At 67.6% G+C, this 16,297-nt stretch carries 17 protein-coding genes and 3 pseudogenes; 10 read left to right on the plus strand and 10 right to left on the minus strand.

Annotation, left to right across the window (positions count from 1 at the left end):
* Positions 1-345 precede the first annotated feature (345 nt).
* Positions 346-1,033, minus strand: a pseudogene (locus ACVCAG_RS23145) (LLM class flavin-dependent oxidoreductase); the annotation flags it as partial.
* A 322-nt stretch (positions 1,034-1,355) separates the two neighbouring features.
* Between ACVCAG_RS23145 and ACVCAG_RS23150 the strand changes: the two are divergent.
* Positions 1,356-2,084, plus strand: a complete 729-nt coding sequence (locus tag ACVCAG_RS23150) for a MerR family transcriptional regulator (protein ID WP_440085970.1) — start codon at positions 1,356-1,358, stop codon at positions 2,082-2,084.
* Positions 2,085-2,091: 7 nt separating this feature from the next.
* On the opposite strand, the gene ACVCAG_RS23155 is transcribed toward ACVCAG_RS23150, so the two are convergent.
* The 6 genes and pseudogenes from ACVCAG_RS23155 to ACVCAG_RS23180 form a co-directional block, all read right to left on the minus strand.
* On the minus strand, positions 2,092-2,577 hold the full coding sequence (locus ACVCAG_RS23155; protein WP_440085969.1) for a hypothetical protein: 486 nt from the start codon (positions 2,575-2,577) through the stop codon (positions 2,092-2,094).
* A 286-nt stretch (positions 2,578-2,863) separates the two neighbouring features.
* Positions 2,864-3,004 (minus strand): hypothetical protein, encoded by a 141-nt coding sequence (locus ACVCAG_RS23160; protein WP_440085967.1) that lies wholly within the window; start codon positions 3,002-3,004, stop codon positions 2,864-2,866.
* 8 nt (positions 3,005-3,012) lie between these two features.
* Complete coding sequence (locus ACVCAG_RS23165) at positions 3,013-3,840, minus strand: alpha/beta fold hydrolase (protein ID WP_440085965.1); 828 nt, start codon at positions 3,838-3,840, stop codon at positions 3,013-3,015.
* A 58-nt stretch (positions 3,841-3,898) separates the two neighbouring features.
* Positions 3,899-4,171: pseudogene (locus ACVCAG_RS23170) on the minus strand (alpha/beta hydrolase); the annotation flags it as partial.
* A gap of 267 nt (positions 4,172-4,438) precedes the next feature.
* A complete protein-coding gene (locus tag ACVCAG_RS23175; RefSeq protein WP_362864075.1) occupies positions 4,439-5,107 on the minus strand; it encodes an NADPH-dependent F420 reductase in 669 nt (222 codons plus the stop codon).
* Entirely contained in the window at positions 5,104-6,174 is a 1,071-nt protein-coding gene (locus ACVCAG_RS23180; RefSeq protein WP_440085964.1) for an Atu2307/SP_0267 family LLM class monooxygenase, read from the minus strand. The genes ACVCAG_RS23175 and ACVCAG_RS23180 overlap by 4 nt, the downstream gene beginning before the upstream one ends.
* 97 nt (positions 6,175-6,271) lie before the next feature.
* Here ACVCAG_RS23180 and ACVCAG_RS23185 point away from each other — a divergent pair, with 97 nt between their 5' ends.
* The 4 genes from ACVCAG_RS23185 (at position 6,272) to ACVCAG_RS23200 (ending at position 9,117) form a co-directional block, all read left to right on the plus strand.
* On the plus strand, positions 6,272-6,772 hold the full coding sequence (locus tag ACVCAG_RS23185; protein WP_440085963.1) for a MarR family transcriptional regulator: 501 nt from the start codon (positions 6,272-6,274) through the stop codon (positions 6,770-6,772).
* An 8-nt stretch (positions 6,773-6,780) separates the two neighbouring features.
* Positions 6,781-7,389 (plus strand): GNAT family N-acetyltransferase, encoded by a 609-nt coding sequence (locus tag ACVCAG_RS23190; RefSeq protein ID WP_447190269.1) that lies wholly within the window; start codon positions 6,781-6,783, stop codon positions 7,387-7,389.
* A gap of 120 nt (positions 7,390-7,509) precedes the next feature.
* Positions 7,510-8,088: a low temperature requirement protein A gene (locus ACVCAG_RS23195; RefSeq protein WP_440085960.1), complete on the plus strand. Its 579-nt coding sequence runs from the start codon at positions 7,510-7,512 to the stop codon at positions 8,086-8,088.
* Between the two features lie 240 nt (positions 8,089-8,328).
* A complete protein-coding gene (locus ACVCAG_RS23200; protein WP_447190270.1) occupies positions 8,329-9,117 on the plus strand; it encodes a MerR family transcriptional regulator in 789 nt (262 codons plus the stop codon).
* 231 nt (positions 9,118-9,348) lie between these two features.
* Here ACVCAG_RS23200 and ACVCAG_RS23205 read toward each other — a convergent pair whose 3' ends face one another.
* Positions 9,349-9,996 (minus strand): TetR family transcriptional regulator, encoded by a 648-nt coding sequence (locus tag ACVCAG_RS23205; RefSeq protein WP_440085958.1) that lies wholly within the window; start codon positions 9,994-9,996, stop codon positions 9,349-9,351.
* A 115-nt stretch (positions 9,997-10,111) separates the two neighbouring features.
* Here ACVCAG_RS23205 and ACVCAG_RS23210 point away from each other — a divergent pair, with 115 nt between their 5' ends.
* The gene (locus ACVCAG_RS23210; RefSeq protein WP_440085957.1) at positions 10,112-11,077 is read left to right on the plus strand and encodes an alpha/beta hydrolase; all 966 of its coding nucleotides are present in this window, start codon (positions 10,112-10,114) and stop codon (positions 11,075-11,077) included.
* A 43-nt stretch (positions 11,078-11,120) separates the two neighbouring features.
* On the opposite strand, the gene ACVCAG_RS23215 is transcribed toward ACVCAG_RS23210, so the two are convergent.
* The gene (locus tag ACVCAG_RS23215; RefSeq protein WP_447190313.1) at positions 11,121-11,426 is read right to left on the minus strand and encodes a LysR family transcriptional regulator; all 306 of its coding nucleotides are present in this window, start codon (positions 11,424-11,426) and stop codon (positions 11,121-11,123) included.
* A 272-nt stretch (positions 11,427-11,698) separates the two neighbouring features.
* Here ACVCAG_RS23215 and ACVCAG_RS23220 point away from each other — a divergent pair, with 272 nt between their 5' ends.
* The 3 genes from ACVCAG_RS23220 (at position 11,699) to ACVCAG_RS23230 (ending at position 14,828) form a co-directional block, all read left to right on the plus strand.
* Positions 11,699-12,262: an isochorismatase family protein gene (locus tag ACVCAG_RS23220; RefSeq protein WP_440085956.1), complete on the plus strand. Its 564-nt coding sequence runs from the start codon at positions 11,699-11,701 to the stop codon at positions 12,260-12,262.
* Positions 12,263-12,709: 447 nt separating this feature from the next.
* Positions 12,710-13,579 carry a CPBP family glutamic-type intramembrane protease gene (locus tag ACVCAG_RS23225; RefSeq protein WP_440085955.1) on the plus strand — a complete coding sequence of 290 codons (870 nt, stop codon included), beginning with the start codon at positions 12,710-12,712 and terminating at the stop codon, positions 13,577-13,579.
* A 286-nt stretch (positions 13,580-13,865) separates the two neighbouring features.
* Positions 13,866-14,828: a CPBP family glutamic-type intramembrane protease gene (locus ACVCAG_RS23230; RefSeq protein WP_440085954.1), complete on the plus strand. Its 963-nt coding sequence runs from the start codon at positions 13,866-13,868 to the stop codon at positions 14,826-14,828.
* Between the two features lie 274 nt (positions 14,829-15,102).
* Here ACVCAG_RS23230 and ACVCAG_RS23235 read toward each other — a convergent pair whose 3' ends face one another.
* Positions 15,103-15,450 (minus strand): hypothetical protein, encoded by a 348-nt coding sequence (locus ACVCAG_RS23235; RefSeq protein WP_440085953.1) that lies wholly within the window; start codon positions 15,448-15,450, stop codon positions 15,103-15,105.
* A 357-nt stretch (positions 15,451-15,807) separates the two neighbouring features.
* Between ACVCAG_RS23235 and ACVCAG_RS23240 the strand changes: the two are divergent.
* Positions 15,808-16,212, plus strand: a pseudogene (locus ACVCAG_RS23240) (transposase); the annotation flags it as partial.
* Positions 16,213-16,297 lie beyond the last annotated feature (85 nt).

Below are 16,297 nucleotides of genomic sequence, written 5' to 3' on the forward strand. Positions count from 1 at the left end.
TTCCTGAAACACAGGTGGCACTGGGAGGCTTCTGCGGCACGACAGGGAAAGATCACATGATCGTGGAGTTTCTGCACCCGGACGGATCGCTTCGGCAGGTCCGACTACTCGCCGGTCGCTGTCGCGACCGGATCCCGGCTGATCCTGCCGGCTCCCCGGACTCCAAGCCCGCCGCACCGGATCTGGCCGGTTAGGTCGCTGCCGCGCTGCACAACATCGTCATCGGTGTCCGAAGCGCGGGAGGAGACGTCGGCGACCTGGTGCGACCAACCTTCTACGTCGTCGACTGGGTGCCGGAAAAGTGGGATGAGGTGCTCGCCGGCATCACCGGGGCGCAGGAGGATGACGGTCTGCCCGCTGCGACTCCCAGTGGGCGAACCGCTCGCGGTAGAGCCCGGCCATGCGCTGGGTGTGCGAGGTGGGCCAGAGAGTGTTGTTGGCAAAAAGCCGTCACCGTAGAAGGCGGCCTATTCGGCGATCTCCGGGCTGCGGATGGAGCCATGCCGGACGAACGGCGGAACACCGTCGAGGGGGCGCGGCGTCGAGGTGAACGACTGCAGCGGCGTACGGAACTTGCCGGACCAGTCGACGGTGTCCTCCCGCCACAGCCGGCGCAGGAGCGCGTAATTCTCGATCGCCGGGGGATGCCGGCCCGGATGTCCTTGCCGAACCAGGGGTGGACCGGCCCGGTGTTGCCGCGGCCCATCATGAGGTCGACGCGGCCGCCGGACAGGTGCTGCGGCATCGCGTAGTCCTCGGCGATCTTCACCGGATCGTTGGTGGTGATCAGCGTGGTGGCCGTGCTCAACAGCAGTTTCTCGGTCCGGGCGGCGATCCGGCCGAGCATCGTGGTCGGCGAGGACGGCACGAAGGGCACGTTGTGATGCTCGCCGGTGGTGAACACATCGAGGCCCACCTCCTCGGCCTTCAGCGCGATGGTCACCATGGCCTGGATGCGCTCGTGCTCGGTCGGGGTCCGGCCCGTCGTGGGGTCCGGAGTGACGTCACCCACGGTGAAAATGCCGAACTGCATCACGAGTCTCCTTCGAACCGGGTCGCCTCATTTGTCGACCGGCCGGAGCCGGTGGGCTTCGGCGCGACGACTCCGGCCAGCGGGACTGCGCCGATGCCGGCGGTGTTCCCCCGTCAGAAACCGTGTGCCGGCCACACAGTCAACGTCATCGCACAGCCGTGTCCCAAGGACCCTGGTGGAGCCCCCGCTGGAGTCGAGTAGCACCGGGTGCCGGCAGCCGACAAACGCCGGATCGGTCGCGGCATTGTCGCGATCATCCTCCTGCCGCGTACCTTTCGTGGGCAGGCCTGTCAGCAGGCGAGTGACCGAGAAGGAGATCGACGTGGCTTGGAGCACGAGCGAGCTCGCGACACTCGCGGGCACCACGGTGAACACGATCCGGCACTACCATCGTCTGGGCCTGCTCGAGGAGCCCGATCGCCGCCACAACGGCTACAAGCAGTACGAAACACTAGATCTCGTACGCTTGCTGCGCATCCGCCGGCTGGCCGAGCTGGGCGTGCCCCTGTCCCGGATCAAAGAGCTGAGCACGGGCTCCCCCGAGGCGCTGCACCAGGTCGACGTCGACCACGCGGCCGCCATCGAACGGCTGGAGAAGGCCCGGCAGGGCATCGCGGCCATTCTGAGCGAGAACGCGCCGCCCGACACGCCGCCGGGCTTCGAGCCTGTCGCCGGCCGCCTGTCCGAGGCCGACCGCTCGCTCATCCACATATACACGCAGGTCTTCGACGACCAGGCCTTGGCCGACGTGCGGCAAGCGGTGGAGAACGACAACGACGACGCCGTCAGCGCCGACTTCGACGCGCTGCCCGCCGACGCCGACGAGGCGACGCGGCAGAACCTCGCCGAGAAGTACGCACCGTCCCTGGTCCGTACCCTTCGTAACTATCCCTGGATGGACAACGACGCGATGGCCCACGTGTCGAAGGGGAAGTCCGTCACGCGGCAGACGTTCATCGACGCGTTGCGGGAACTCCACAACGAGGCCCAGCTCGACGTCATCCACCGCGCCAAAGAGCTGGCCCGCCGGCAGTTGCGGGCGGAAGGCTGACCCGCCGTCAGTCCGCCACCGCGTCCAGCCACCGGTTGTACCGCAGGCGCAGGGCACGCTCGGTGCTGCCCACCGTCGCGCTGATCACGAGCGCGATGTTGAGCCAGGCCGGCGCGTCGATCGGCGACTCGAAGACACCGAACCGCTCGGCCAGCGGCGGGAACCGGGAGATCGACTCGACGGTCTGCGGAAGGCCGAGGATCAGCGGCACGAGGATCAGGACGAGGGAGATCACGCCGATCCAGCGGCTGAGCAACGGACGCTCGCGGTCGAGCCGGGCGCGGCGCCCCTCGGCCGAGCGCGGATCCGGCACGAGCTGCTGCTCGGTCCCGTCGTCGGCGACGAAGTGGCACCGCCGGAGGCCGAAGGGCGACGTCTCCACCTCGATCGCGCCGCCCTCGATCGGGAAGACGGCAGGGAGCCTCGCCCGCTCGAAGTGCCGGCCGTCGCGATACAGGTGGGCTTCGGTGTCGAGGTTCTCGTTGCTCTTCATGTGGTTCACATCGACCGCGTATTCCGCCGGCCGGCCCGCGCCGGCGTCCGCGGGAAGATAGAACAGGGACCGGGACAGAGGCTGCCACCAACGGAATCGCTTCAGCGCGTGCCCGTCCCCGAGTTTGAGGCGCTGGATGGCTCGGCGTCGCCGCCATTCGTCGAACACCCGGTCATCAAAAACTATGTTCCAGGGACACAGTCAAGCATGACCGACCCCTGCGCGTACGCACCGACGCGCAAGGTGGCACCGGGTCAAGGGCGGTTGCGGACTTCTCGAGCGGGCGTCATCCGCTGCCGGTCAGTAATGCCAGCAGCGCCCGCTGCTGCGGCGGGCCGAGGTCGAGCTCCGTCTCGCCGTGAAAACCCCGCACCGGGCCGAGCACCAGAAAGCGCAGTCCGAGCGGAACCTGCGGCTCCGGTGTCATCGTCGGCCTCAGCGGCTCCAAGAGCCCCCGCCCCGTTCGGCCTCCGCGAGGATCCCGGCCAGCTCCGCCGGGCGGGACAGGAAGGCGGAGTGGGAGCTGTCCAGCGTTACCACCCCCGTCGCCGCGACGGAAGCGGCGTCGATGACCCGCACCAGGCGGCGCTGCAGGACCTCCGGGATCGCGTTGTCCTTGGCACAAACGATGTACGAGTGTGGGACCGCGCCGAAGCGCTCCCGGGTCACCGTCACCTTCTCGGCGGCGAACTGCGCGGGCGCGTCGTTGCTGAGCAAGGCGATGGCCGCCTCGGCCGTCGACACGTCGACGTCGCCGTAGAACAGTTCCCGGATCTCATCCCGGAGGGCAGGGTTCGCCGGGTCGAGACGCAGCGCGCCGACCACCGCGGGGTCGGCGACCAGCACCCGGTCAAAGGAGTGGTAACTCGCGGCGAGTTCGGCCACGGACGCGGTGACAGGGACGTACGCGCTGAGATAGACGAGGTGGGCGAACAACTCGGGAGCGAGCTCGGCGGCGGCGGTCGCGATCACGCCACCGAGGCTGTGCGCGACGACGACGCAGGGCTCGCCGTTCCCGGCCAGCCGGATCCGGTCGACGAGCGCCTCGGCGGCATCGCGCACGCTGACGCCGGCGACCGGCGAGAGCTCGGTGGCCAGCGCCGCCGGATCGAAGGGCCGCGCCGAGCGGGCGAACGGCGGCCGGCCGTTCAAGCCGTGCCCCGCGAGGTCCACCCCGACCGACGGTATGCCACGAGCGGCCAGGTGGGGCGTGACCGACGCCCAGCACCAACTGCCGTGCCACGCGCCGTGAACGAGAATCATCGGTCGCATGCTGCCCACCCTGAGTTCGTCATCAACACAACACCGCCTTTCCGCCGGCTCAGACCGAACATTCCGGCATCGGCTCCGGCAGCTTGAGATCGATCAGATAGTCGGCGGCGATCTTGTCGACACACGTGTTGGCCCCGCTGGAGACAACCGTGTGCCCCTCACCCTTCACGGTCAGCAAAGCGCTGCCGAGGGTCTCGGCGAGTTTGACGCCGCCTGCGTGCGGGGTCGTCGGGTCACCGGTGATCGAGATGACAAGCGTCTTCGGAAGGCCTTGAATGTTCTGGGCGTACGGAATGCCGAGAGTCGGCGGCGCCGACCAGAACTCGCATCCGTCCCGGGCGCCCCGCCCGACGTCGCCGCCCGGGCTCCATGCCGCCCGCCGGCACCTCGACCGGTCCGTAGTGGTCGGCGAAGCACCAGGCGCCGATCAGTGTCCGAGCCCGCTGGGGAATCGTGCGCCGCACCTGCAAGGCCCGCGGTCCGCCCAGGGGCACGTCGCGGGCCGAGAGCACCTCGACCCCGGTGGTGTTTCCGACCTGTGTCATGGACCGCATCACTTCCGAGGCCGCTTCTGGATTGCTCACTTGGATCACTCCACGATCGGGTTGTGCACGGCTGCCTGGGTCAGAAGTCGGAGCTCGGCGGCCTGGACGTTGGCGCCGAAGGCGGCGGTGCCCGGCTCGAGTCGGACACCCTCGGCGAGAGGTCCGATAGGCACGGGGTCGAAGCCCAGGTCATCGACGAGCGCCGCGACCTCGGTAACGTCTGCCTCGCTGTCACCGGCGACCGCGATCGCCTTGCGGCCCGGTGCCCCGGCGGGCCGGCCCTCGTCCTCCAGGTCGTGGTACCCCATGTGGTTGAAGGCCTTGACGACGCGTGCACCGTCGAGGAAACGCTGCACCTCCTCGCTGGAGGAGACGCCGGGCGCGAGGAACCGCTCGCGGGGCCCGTCGACCTCCCACCAGTGGTTCATGGTGTCGATGACGAGCTTGTGGCGCAGCTCGTCGGTCGGGAGCGCGCGATACTTGCTGAGCGGGAGGGCGAGAATCACGACGTCGGCGTCCCGTACGGCTTCGACGGACCAGACGGCGGTGGCGCCGGGCGTCAGGACATCGATGGTGAGGGCGATCTTCGCGGGGTCCCCCGACCCCGCGACGAGTACTCGATACCCGGCGGCGAGAGCGAGGCGGGCCAGGACCGTGCCCACCTTGCCGGCCCCGAGGACGCCGATGGTGCGTACGGCCGTGCGCACCGTCATCGGGCCACCTCCAGCGTGCTGGGCTCCTCGGCGAGCAGCTCGCGCACCATTGGGATCACCTTGGTGCCGTACAGTTCGACGGCGCGCAGACGGTCGCTGGCCGAGACGGAGCCGGCGGCGGAGTAGATCAGGTCGAAGCGCCCGACGTCGAGCGTGCGGATGGCACGGGCCATCCTGCGCGCGACGGTCTCGGGCGAACCGACGTAGAGGGAGCCGTGCTCGACGTCGGCCTCGAACTCCTCACGCCGCACAGGGGGCCAGCCGCGCAGGGCGCCGATGCGGTCGCGTACCTCCTTGTAGCCAGGCCAGAAAAGTCGCTTGGCCTCCTCGTCGGTCTGGGCAACGAAGCCGGGCGAGTGCATCCCGACCGGGTAGGCGGTGGTCTCCAGCTGTTCCGTGGCGCGCCGGTACAGGTCGACGTACGGGGCGAACCGGTCGGGCGCGCCGCCGATGATCGCGAGCATGAGCCGGAACCCGTACCGCGCGGTCCGGATGACGGACTGGGGCGACCCGCCCACACCGACCCAGGTCGTCAGCCGCCCGGACTCCGTCTTGGGGAACACGTCGGCGTCCTTGAGCGCAGCGCGCGTGGTGCCCTCCCACGTGACCGGTCCCTCGTCCAGCAGCTTGTGGAACAGGTCGATCTTCTCCTCGAAGAGGATCTCGTAGTCAGCCAGGTCATACCCGAACAGCGGGAACGACTCGGTGAACGACCCGCGGCCCAGGATCACCTCGGCGCGCCCGTTCGAGAGCGCGTCGACCGTGGCGAAACGCTGGAAGACGCGCACCGGGTCGTCGGAGGACAGGACTGTCACACCCGAGGCGAGGAGGATGCGCTCGGTCCTGGTGGCGATGCCGGCCAGCACCGTCTCGGGAGTGGAGATCGAGTACTCGGGGCGGTGGTGCTCACCGAGGGCGATGACATCCACGCCGACCTGGTCGGCGAGCACCGCCTCGTCCACGACAGCGCGGATCGCCTGACCATGGGAGACGACATTTCCCTGATCGTCGCGAGGTAGGTCGCCGAAGCTGTCGATACCGAACTGGACGGCGGTGCTGTCGGTCATGGGTTCGCTCCTTGCGGGATCCGGGTCTCACCGTGATTGGGATTGACGTGTCAATCCTGTAACGTGCAGAGTTGACGCGTCAATTCCCGGAGGTGCCATGGCGCAGAAGAAGCGCCGCGCGATGCCCACGCGCGAGGAGCTGCGCATCTGGCGCAATTACATCGAGACCGCCGAAACATTGCGCACCCTCCTGGAGGGACGGCTCCAGAGCAAGTCATCCTTGTCCTCCGCTGACTATCGAGTGCTGCTCGCACTGAGCGAGGCGGATCGGAGGACGATGCGTTCCTCCGAACTGGCCCAACTGATCGGCTGGCAACGCAGCCGCCTGTCACACCACCTGGGGCGGATGGAGAAGCGCGGGCTCGTACGCCGAGCCCCGTGCCCCGACGACGTCCACGGCATCGACGTGCGGCTGACCGACTTCGGAGCGGAGTCGTTCCGGCACGGCTCGGTGCCGCACCTGCGTGACGTGCGCGAGCTCTTCGTCGACGCGCTCTCCCCGGAACAGCTGGTGAAGGTCGACGAGTTCACTGAGGCGCTACGCCGACACCTCGACCTCGAGCCGCAGCGCGTGCATCAGGAGAAGAAAACTCCATGACCATGCAGATGGTCGGCAAGACCTGCAGATTCGACAGGGGGTGGCTGAAGGTGAGATTCACCTTCGACTCGCCGTCGCAGGGCAGCTTCGTCGTGGAGGAGGGCGGGGTCATACCGAACGGCCACACCGAGACCGTCGCGCTCGATCTGAAGGAGATGCGCGACGACGTCCACCTGAACTCGTGGACCGAGGCGAGCGGCGCGACGGTGACTCACGTGGAGAACTTCGCGAACGCGACGGTGTACTCCAAATACGTCACTTCCCAAAACGAGAGGACCACAGCAATGAACGATCAGAACCAGCAAGAAGTGACCATCCGCGACAACCCCGACAAGGGTCGCTTCGACGTCCTCGTCGAGGACACCCACGCCGGGTTCTCCATGTACAAGGACTTCGGAGAGATGCAGCGCATCTTCTACCACACGGTGGTCTTCGATGAATTCGAAGGCCGCGGTCTCGCCGGCACCCTCACTCGCACCGCACTGAGCACCAGCGCCCAAGCCGGATATCGCATCGTGGCGGTCTGTCCCTACGTCAAGAAGTGGCTCTCCACGCACCACGACTTCGACGAGGTCACCGACCCCGTGGGCCGGGAGCACCTCCGCGCTTTGCGCTGAACCGTGCACGAGCGCGCACCAGAGCCATCCGCCACGACGCCTCTCGCGCTTGCGACAGGAAGGACCCCGCGACGATGCCCGTACCCCCGGCGTCGGACGAGCAGGTTCCGCCTCATCCCGATGGCGGCCCGCGACCCCCACGAACCGGGCCGGTCGGCCAGCATGCTCGAGCTGTTCTTCGACCTCGTCTTCGTCGTCGCAGTGAGCATCGCTGCCGTACAGCTGCACCACGCCCTGACCGAGGGGCACGTGCTCGACGGCCTGGTCACCTACGGTCTGGTGTTCTTCGGGATCTGGTGGGCCTGGATGAACTTCACCTGGTTCGCCACGTCCTTCGACACCGACGACTGGCTCTACCGGGTGCCGACCATCGTCCCGATGGTCGGCGTGCTCGTGCTCGCCGCCGACGCGCTGAGCGACGAACGCTCACCACTGACCGACCGCGAGCTCGACGTACTGCGCGCCGGCCGGCACGGCGAGACCATCGGACAGATCGCCCGCCCCCTGTCCCTCGCCCCCGGTACCGTCCGCAACCACATCTCCACTGTGCTGGGCAAGCTCGCCGTCGACACCCGCCGGCAGGCCGTACTTCTCGCGGAAGAGCGCGGCTGGATCTGCTCCGCCAGCCACGCGGCGGGGTCCACACTGTTGTTCACGGCCATCGCTCTGTGCTCCTTCGATCTTGGTTTAGCAACCTGAAGGATCACGCGACGGCCGTCCTCATTTCACGGCGCCACGCCTGCCACCTGGGAAAACTCGCACACCACCTCCGTGGACGCAACCGCATCCGCTGTGCTATCGTGCCCGCGAGGACCGATAGGAACACAGTGTCGAGAACTCTCCTGTGAACTTGACTCGACGATGGGATCACGTCAAATCCCGTGGACCCGCATCGAGATCATCGCGTGGACCTCCAGGCGTCGGCCACGACATGCATCCGTGTCCGATGTGATCCAGGAAGGGACAGTCATGGCCTGGAGCACCCGAGAACTCGCCGAGCTCGCCGGCACCACGGTGAACACCATCCGGCACTACCACCGGCTCGGCCTGCTCGAGGACCCGGAGCGCCGGTACAACGGATACAAGCAGTACGGCGTACCGCATCTTGTCTGCCTGCTGCGCATCCGCCGCCTTGTGGAGCTCGGGGTGCCACTGTCCGAGATCGGCGTGGCGAAGTCGAACGGGGACGTTCCCCTGGAGGTGTTGCGCCAGGTCGACGCCCAGCTCGCAGCCGAGATGGAGCGCCTGCGCAGGGCCCGCTCCGACATCGCCGTCATTCTGCGCGATGGCGTGCCGGCTGACACCCCGGCGGGCTTCGAGTCCGCCGCTGGGCACCTGTCCGCGGCCGACACCTCCCTCATCCACATCTACACCCGGCTGTATGACGACGACACTCTGAAAGACCTGCAGCGCATGACGGAAACCGACACCGATCCCGTCAACGCGGAGGTGGACGCCCTTCCTCCGGACGCGGACGAGGCCACCCGGCAGAGCCTCGCCGAGAGACTTGCACCGCTCATCGCCCAGACCCTCATCGACTATCCGTGGCTGAACAACCCTGCCGAGCGCCTGTCCAAGAGTGAGCACGCCACTCAGCAGACGTTCGTCGACGCCGTAACCGCGCTCTACAACACCGCACAGATCGACGTGCTCACCCGGGCCAGCATCCTCGCGCACCAGCAATTGGGCCTCGCACAGGCGGCCGAGGACGACACAAATCCCGCTTGACTCCTCCCGTCGGGCCTGCGCCCGCCCGCGAGCTCGCCGACCACAGCGCTGCCACAGCGGCGGCCGCGCAGCCGCCGTTGACCACCGGAGAGCGATCGCAACACTGGCGACTGGCACGCTGGAGCGGACGGCCGGCCCTGGCGTCGCCGTTTCTCCGATCAGCGAACCGACAACTCACCGATAGTGCAGCCGCCGGATCGAGTGCGACGTCCGTGATCGGTGTTCGGGTCACTATTTGTCGCGCGGCGGGTTGGAGTCGTCTTCCGGAGCGATAGTGTCCGAGCCGCGGCCGTGCCGTGCCCCGGCGAGCACCCCTGTCACCAGAAGGGCGGCCAGGCGGGCGGCGTCGTAGTGGGGGTCGTTGCCGCCGCCGATGCAGAGGTTGCCGATGCCGCGCATGAGCATGTACCCGGACACTCGCCCGGTGGCCTCCGGTTCGAGTGCGGCGTCAAGCAGGGCGTCGCAGACCGGGACGAGCCGGTCGACGAAGTACTGATGCAGGGTATTCACGCCCTCCTTGTCGGACCCGAGAGCGCCGGCGAGCCCGTGCTTGGTCACGAGGAAGTCGACGAAGCCGGCCGCCCATCGCTGGAGGGCGACCCCGGGGTCGCCGGACTCGCGCAGGAGTGAAGGGCCTGCTTCCGCCAGCGCTTCCACTTGGTGCTGATACACCGCCGCCACCAATGCGGGACGCGTGGGGAAGTGCCGGTAGATCGTCCCCATGCCCACCCCCGCACGTTCGGCGATCAGCCGCACAGGCGCGTCCACGCCGTCCGTCACGAAAACAGCGGCGGCGACCTCCAACAGGGTCTGTTCGTTGCGCCTGGCATCGACGCGCTTCGCGCGGGGTGTCGAGCCGGCGGGACCGGGAGTCGTCATGGGAACCTCCGTCGAGACTTGCGAAATGGAACGCCGCTCCGTATCGTTTCGGAACGGCGCTCCGCTTAAATTGTCCTCGGCGGGGGCCCCGAACGCAAAGGACGAGTGATCTCCCATGAGTGGTACTCCCGCAACGGCCGACACCCCGATCGTCCATATGCTCGACGCCGTCGTCGGCCCCGGTGACCCAGTCGTCTCGGTCGCCCCGGTGCGTCTCGACGCGCCAGGGCGAGCGCTCCCCCTCGACGTGCGCGTCTCTGCCCCCGTGACCGGGCAGCACCTGCCGGTGCTGCTGTTCTCGCACGGCAACGGGTGGTCGCTCGACGGATACGCACCCCTGACGGCCTTCTGGGCATCTCGTGGGTTCGTCGTCGTCCAGCCGACGCACCTGGACTCCCGTCGCGACGGCATCGGGTTCGACGACCCCGGGTTCGGCCACGTCTGGACCGAGCGGCATGCCGACCTCGTGCGAGCCATGGACCAGCTCGAGGCGATCGAACGTGCGGTGCCAGGCCTTGCCGGGCGGGTCGATCGGGACCGGGTCGTCGCGGCCGGACACTCCTGGGGCGCCCAGACCGTGCAGATGCTGCTCGGCGCCCGCGTCCTCGACAGCACGGGCAAGGCCGGCCAGGACTACGCGGACCGGCGCGTGCAGGCCGGCGTGCTGCTGGCCGCGACCGGGATCGGGGGCGAAGAGCTGCACCCGTTCGCCCAGGAGCACTTCCCGTTCATGAACCCATCGTTCACCGAGCTGACCACGCCCACGCTCGTGGTGGCCGGCGACCACGACCAGTCGAAGATGTCCAGCCGCGGCCCGGACTGGTTCACAGACGCCTACGCCCACAGCCCGGGCGCCACCGACCTGCTGACCCTGTTCGGCGCCGAGCACTCCCTGGGCGGCATCCCGAGCTGGGAAGCCGCCGAGACCACCGACGAGAACCCGGAGCGCGTCGCGGTCCTGCAGCGACTGACCACCGCCTACCTGCGCAGCGCGCTGGACCCGGCCGGTACCGGATGGGCGAAGGCCACCGCAGCGCTGGCTGAGACCGGTGCGGCACTCGGCCGCATCGACAGCAAGTAGCCCCGGGCACGTAGTCCCCAGCGCGATTAGTCCGACCGGGTCGTCAGCGACTGACCTGAGCCGCATCATCCCTCGCGCGCTGCGGCGCCGTTCCCCGAGGCGGATGCGCGCGGATGGCGGTAATGCGCATATGTTCGAGGATGATCAGAGTCCGCCCCGCAGCGGTGAGCCCTACCCGACGGCTGGAGCGCACGAACAACGGCGTGCCGAGAATCTCCTCGAGCTTACGGATCTGATGGCTCAGGGACGGCTGGGAGATGTAGAGCCGCATGGCCGCGCGGCCGAAGCGCAGCTCCTCGGCCACGGCCAGGAAGTAGCGCAGGAGGCGCGGGCCGATATCGATGGACAGATCCTATCGTCGGGCGTCGGGACAAGTCTTGGACGCCCGCCATAGCGTCGGGTCACGCCACGGGAGGGACTCCGCCCCACTCCGCCGACGCCGGTCCGGCATGCCCGGAACCGGTCCCGGTCGGCGTGACCGGACGGCCTCCCGCACAGCCTGGCAGCTCTGAGCCTGCCCTTTCCTCTTGGCGATCGACCCCATCACACAGAAGGAATCATCGTGACGGTACCCCAAAGGTCGGACTCGACGCACTGCTCACCCCCGAGGAGAGCGTCCTGGTGCTCATCGACCACCAGCCCTTCCAGGTCGCCAACCTCCACAGCCACGAACCGACGCTCGTCATCAACAACACCGTCGGCCTGGCCAAGTTCGCCAAGGTGTTCGGCGTGCCGACCATCCTGACCACCGTCATCGAGGAGCGGGGTGGCCACCTGATCCAGGCGATCCAGGACGTCTTCCCTGACCAGAAGCCGATCAACCGCACCTCCATCAACACCTGGGTGGACCGTCGGGTGGTCGAGGCCGTGGAGGAGACCGGGCGCAAGAAGCTGATCATCGCGGGGTTGTGGACGGAGATCTGCGTCGCCATGCCCGCCATTAACGCGCTCGCCGACGGGTATGACGTCTTCGTCGTCACGGACGCCAGCGGCGGGGGCAGCGCCGAGGCGCACGACATGGCGGTGCGCCGTATGGAGCGCGCGGGCGTCGTCCCGGTCACCTGGCTGGTCGTGTCCAGCGAGTGGCAGTGCGACTGGGCACGCGAGGAGACGGCCAACCAGCTCGGGCCGATCCTCTTCGAGCACGGCGGCGCCACCGGCGTCGCGCTCGCGTGGGAACTGTAGCTGCTGGCCACGCCAACCACCGACGGTGCCGGCACGTAGTCCGGTCTGTCGCTGAGCTGGAGGCGGTTCCGGCGCTCGTGGCGCGCCAGGCCGCCTCCAGTCTCAGACTTGACCCGGTCCCAAGGACACGGTTTCAACTGGGAAAGTGCCGAGATGCCTCGGCATCGCAGCCAGTACTCACAACGACGAAAGGTGGGCGTGTCACCATCCTCGCGGATATTGGCAGTGCCGCCCCCGGGATGTGTGGATCGAGCGCGCGACGCTGAGCGGGACTGGCCTCGGAGCGTGTCCTCCGCCTCAGATGCAACTGGCTCCTCGACGGCATCGGCGTCTGACGACTCACGCCATACCGACCTCGCGTCCACCCGTTAAGAACGTCTACCCATTAAGAACAGAGAGAACATGATGGAACACCCCATCACGTCTGTCGAGTACCACCGTGGGCTCGTGAGCGACAAACGCCGTATCGGGCGAGGCATCCTCGCCATCGCCCTCCTCCTCGGGGGCATGCAGATCTTCGTCTTTGCGCTCGCCATCATCGCCACCCTCATCGATTCGGCGATCGGCACCGAGGCCAGGGAGGGGTACACCCCGCTCGTCAACGCCGCGGGGGCGTTGTCCGTAGCCCTCCTGATCCCGTGGAGCATGCTGATCCAGCGCTGGCTCTACGGCGTGCGCGGCGGGTCGCTGTCCTCGGTGCTGTCGCACTTCCGCTTCGACGTCTTCGGCCGCGCCCTCGTGGTCCTCCTTCCGGTGATTGTCGTGTTCCAGATCGTGTATTACTGGACGCCGTTGCCGCAGACGACCTGGGCATGGCACGACACCCTGCTTCTCGCCGCCACCGCACTCGTCCTGACGCCGTTCCAGGCCGCGGGCGAGGAGTACGGCTTCCGCGGTCTCATCTTCCGCGTCGTGGGCAGCTGGACGCGCAATGCCCGCCTCGGGCTCGTGCTCGCCATCATCATCTCGAGCGTGCTCTTCGCATTGGTCCACTTCTCCACGAGCGGGTTGCTGAACCTCTGGTACATCGTCTTCGCGGTCGGCACCGCGTGGATCACCTGGCGTACCGGCGGGCTCGAGATCGCCGTCGTGCTCCATGCGGTGTACAACGCTACGCAGTTCGTCATCGACGCCGCGCTCCAGGTGGACCCGACCGTGGCTACCGACCGCTCCGCCGGCGCGATCGACCTGAGCGTCCTCATCCCTGTTCCGCTCGTCATTGGCACCGTCATCGTCGTGGCGATCCGTGCTCGACGCCCAGGGACGGTTCTGACGCCGAGGGCGGCAGGGGCTCCTGCGCAGACCTCGACTGTCTAGAGATTCCCGGATGCTCCGGGGGTCGCGGTAGTGAGCGGCTCAGTATTTCCTGCGGCCACACCGTTGACCGTTTGTGTTTGCCTCTACGGCAGATTTTCTACTCAAGAGCGGATCAATCGACCCCTCCTCAAGAAAGGTTGTTCATCGTGCGCACACCAGAGCCCTGTGGGCCCCAGAGCGCGGATCCCCGACCCGACCCCGCGGCACCCATCAGCCAGGCTGCAGCGGGGCAGGCACCAGTCGTCACGGGCTGCGACAGCGGATCGCGCTGGTCGGGAGCCGAACAGTGACGGGGCCCGCAGAGCAGGGCTACACCGCTCCTCTTCACGCCGGCGACGCAGCCGTCGCACTGCCTGGGACACTGCCCGAACGTCCGTTCGGCGTCCACTTCCGGATGGCGCGCTGGAAGTCCCTGGTCGTCCTGATCGCGATACCGGCGATGCTGCTCCTGGTCCAGATCATCGTGTTCCAACCGGTCGTCCTGATCGAAGGCCCGGCAGACCCGAACAAGCCTGCACTCACACCGCTCACGATCGTCGCCACGGGCCTCAGCACCGCCATCACCGCGTTGCTCGCGACGATACTGGTCTCGAAGATGGCGAAGGTGCCGTGGCGGGCGGTGTTCCGTCACACCCGCACCTTCGACCGGCGCCGCGCCGGGGTCTATCTCCTCGGATCTGCGGGCCTGGTCGGTCTTACAACCATCGTGACGGCACTCATCGAGCCGGGGTCTACCGGGATGGGGGAATTCAAGATCGGGGCATCCACCGTCGCCATCCTCATCGCCACTCTTCTCGCCATCCCTCTGCAGTCGGCAGGTGAGGAGATAGCCTTCCGAGGAGCGGCCATCCCCGCCGCCGGCGCCTGGTTCCGTAGCGTCCGTCTCGCCATGGCGTTCGGCATTATGGTCTCCGGAGCGCTCTTCGCAGTGGTCCACGTGTCCCTGGACCCGTGGCTCGTCAGCTATCTGTTCGTCTTCTCTGCGTGCACAGCGCTCATGGGCCTGATCAGCGGCGGGCTGGAAGCCGCGATGGCATTCCACGTCTCCAATAACGTTCTCGCAGGCATCGTGAATGGCCTCTTCGCAGGCGGCGGCCCGTCGGTGATCGACCGTGCCGTCGGCTCCGGGCCCGGCGCCTCCATCATCATCCTCATGGTGATGAACGTCCTGGTCGTCGTCATGGTCTGGCTCGTGGAGCGCGCCAAGCGCTCGAACTCGACGGCGCCGACGGCGCCTGGGAACCGCTGAGAGCACTCGAGCTCCGGTCGCGCGTCCCGTACCGGGGCCGCGCGGGCGGCACCCGCGTTCACGAGGCCCCAGAAGTCATACGGAGAAGTACTTGGCCTCCGGGTGGTTGATCGCGCAAGTAAACGGCTATTTTTCTGCCGACAAGGTGCCCCTCTTGTGGTCCGGCGGAGAGAGGCATTGGGCATCGGCTCGCTACAGCAAAGTGGTGGAGGGTGCGGAATCTGCGTGATCGCCATCCGTGCGTTGGGTTCGAGTCTCGCCTTCGTTCTGGTGGCTACAGGCCGACGCCTCGCATGGCGTTGTCGCGCCAGCGGTCGACGGCGCGGATGTAGCGCAGCACGACCGGGGAGGCCGGAGCCCAGCGGCCATGCTTGGCGATGACGGAGACGGGGACGCCCGCGGCGTAGGCGACGGTGGCGCCGCCGGCGCGCAGGCTGTGCGCGGTGAAGGTGTCCGCGCCGGGGACGGCGGCGCGGACGGCGAGGTCGCGGACGATGACGTTAACGGCGTCGGCGCCGAGGCGGGGACCGAGGTTGCCGTGGCGGTCGATGCGGCGCAGCAGCCGCCCGGAGGTTTCCCCGGTCTCGCCGAGCACGGCGGTCCAGTCCCTCCAGACAGCCACCGGATCGGTCAAGGGATGTGCAAATCTGCAGCGAGATGTCAGTGCTACTCACCTGCGCATTCTGCATGAGGTGTCAGTAGATCTGCATATGCTGTCAGTGAGAATAACTCACTTCTGTGATCTTAATATCCGCCTTTCGAGCGAGGCGGCCGGGGTTTAGACGTGGCGCTGCTGCAAGCCGCACACGGATGCTCTCCTCGAACGACCGGACGGTATGAAAGTCAACCAAGCCGACTCCACCGAACTCGGGGTATACCAGTCGGCCAGCATGGAGATGGCGGCTTGGACGTCGGCGACCTCGGCGGCTCGGACGCTCGTCCGGTGGGAACCGACAGAGCCCAGACGATGTAACCGCCCTCCATCTTCGCCGAGCCCGACGCCGCGGCGGCCTGGGCCCGGCACACCTGGGTGCTGCAGGCGCTGGAGAGCAGCCATCCGGCCGCGGCCGAGCATCTGGACGCCGCACGCGAGGACTTGCTGGCCTTCGCCGCCTTCCCCCGGGAGATCTGGCCGCAGATCTGGTCGAACAATCCGCAGGAACGGCTGAACAAAGAGATCCGCCGCCGCACCGACGTCGTCGGGATCTTCCCCGATCGCGGCTCGATCGTCCGGCTTGTCGGTGCGGTGTTGGCCGAGCAGACCGACGAGTGGATCGAGGCCCGCCGCTACATGGGCCTGGATGTGCTGGCCAAGGCCCGACTACGGGTGATCTGCGGCGACACACCGCAGCAGAACCTCATCCCGCAGACACTTACCGCTTAACCTGCAGAAATAGGATCAAGCGGAGATCAACTCATACACCACTCCGCTGGACGTGACCTGTCGGAGGACGCTGCCACACGAAACG

Source organism: Streptosporangium sp. G12, assembly GCF_052983175.1.

Bases quoted from the DNA above. Each gene is read 5' to 3' on its own strand.
- ACVCAG_RS23155 (WP_440085969.1), bottom strand. From the start codon at position 2,577: ATGAAGAGCAACGAGAACCTCGACACCGAAGCCCACCTGTATCGCGAC.
- ACVCAG_RS23160 (WP_440085967.1), bottom strand. From the start codon at position 3,004: ATGACACCGGAGCCGCAGGTTCCGCTCGGACTGCGCTTTCTGGTGCTC.
- ACVCAG_RS23165 (WP_440085965.1), bottom strand. From the start codon at position 3,840: ATGATTCTCGTTCACGGCGCGTGGCACGGCAGTTGGTGCTGGGCGTCG.
- ACVCAG_RS23175 (WP_362864075.1), bottom strand. From the start codon at position 5,107: ATGACGGTGCGCACGGCCGTACGCACCATCGGCGTCCTCGGGGCCGGC.
- ACVCAG_RS23180 (WP_440085964.1), bottom strand. From the start codon at position 6,174: ATGACCGACAGCACCGCCGTCCAGTTCGGTATCGACAGCTTCGGCGAC.
- ACVCAG_RS23185 (WP_440085963.1), top strand. From the start codon at position 6,272: ATGGCGCAGAAGAAGCGCCGCGCGATGCCCACGCGCGAGGAGCTGCGC.
- ACVCAG_RS23190 (WP_447190269.1), top strand. From the start codon at position 6,781: ATGGTCGGCAAGACCTGCAGATTCGACAGGGGGTGGCTGAAGGTGAGA.
- ACVCAG_RS23195 (WP_440085960.1), top strand. From the start codon at position 7,510: ATGGCGGCCCGCGACCCCCACGAACCGGGCCGGTCGGCCAGCATGCTC.
- ACVCAG_RS23205 (WP_440085958.1), bottom strand. From the start codon at position 9,996: ATGACGACTCCCGGTCCCGCCGGCTCGACACCCCGCGCGAAGCGCGTC.
- ACVCAG_RS23210 (WP_440085957.1), top strand. From the start codon at position 10,112: ATGAGTGGTACTCCCGCAACGGCCGACACCCCGATCGTCCATATGCTC.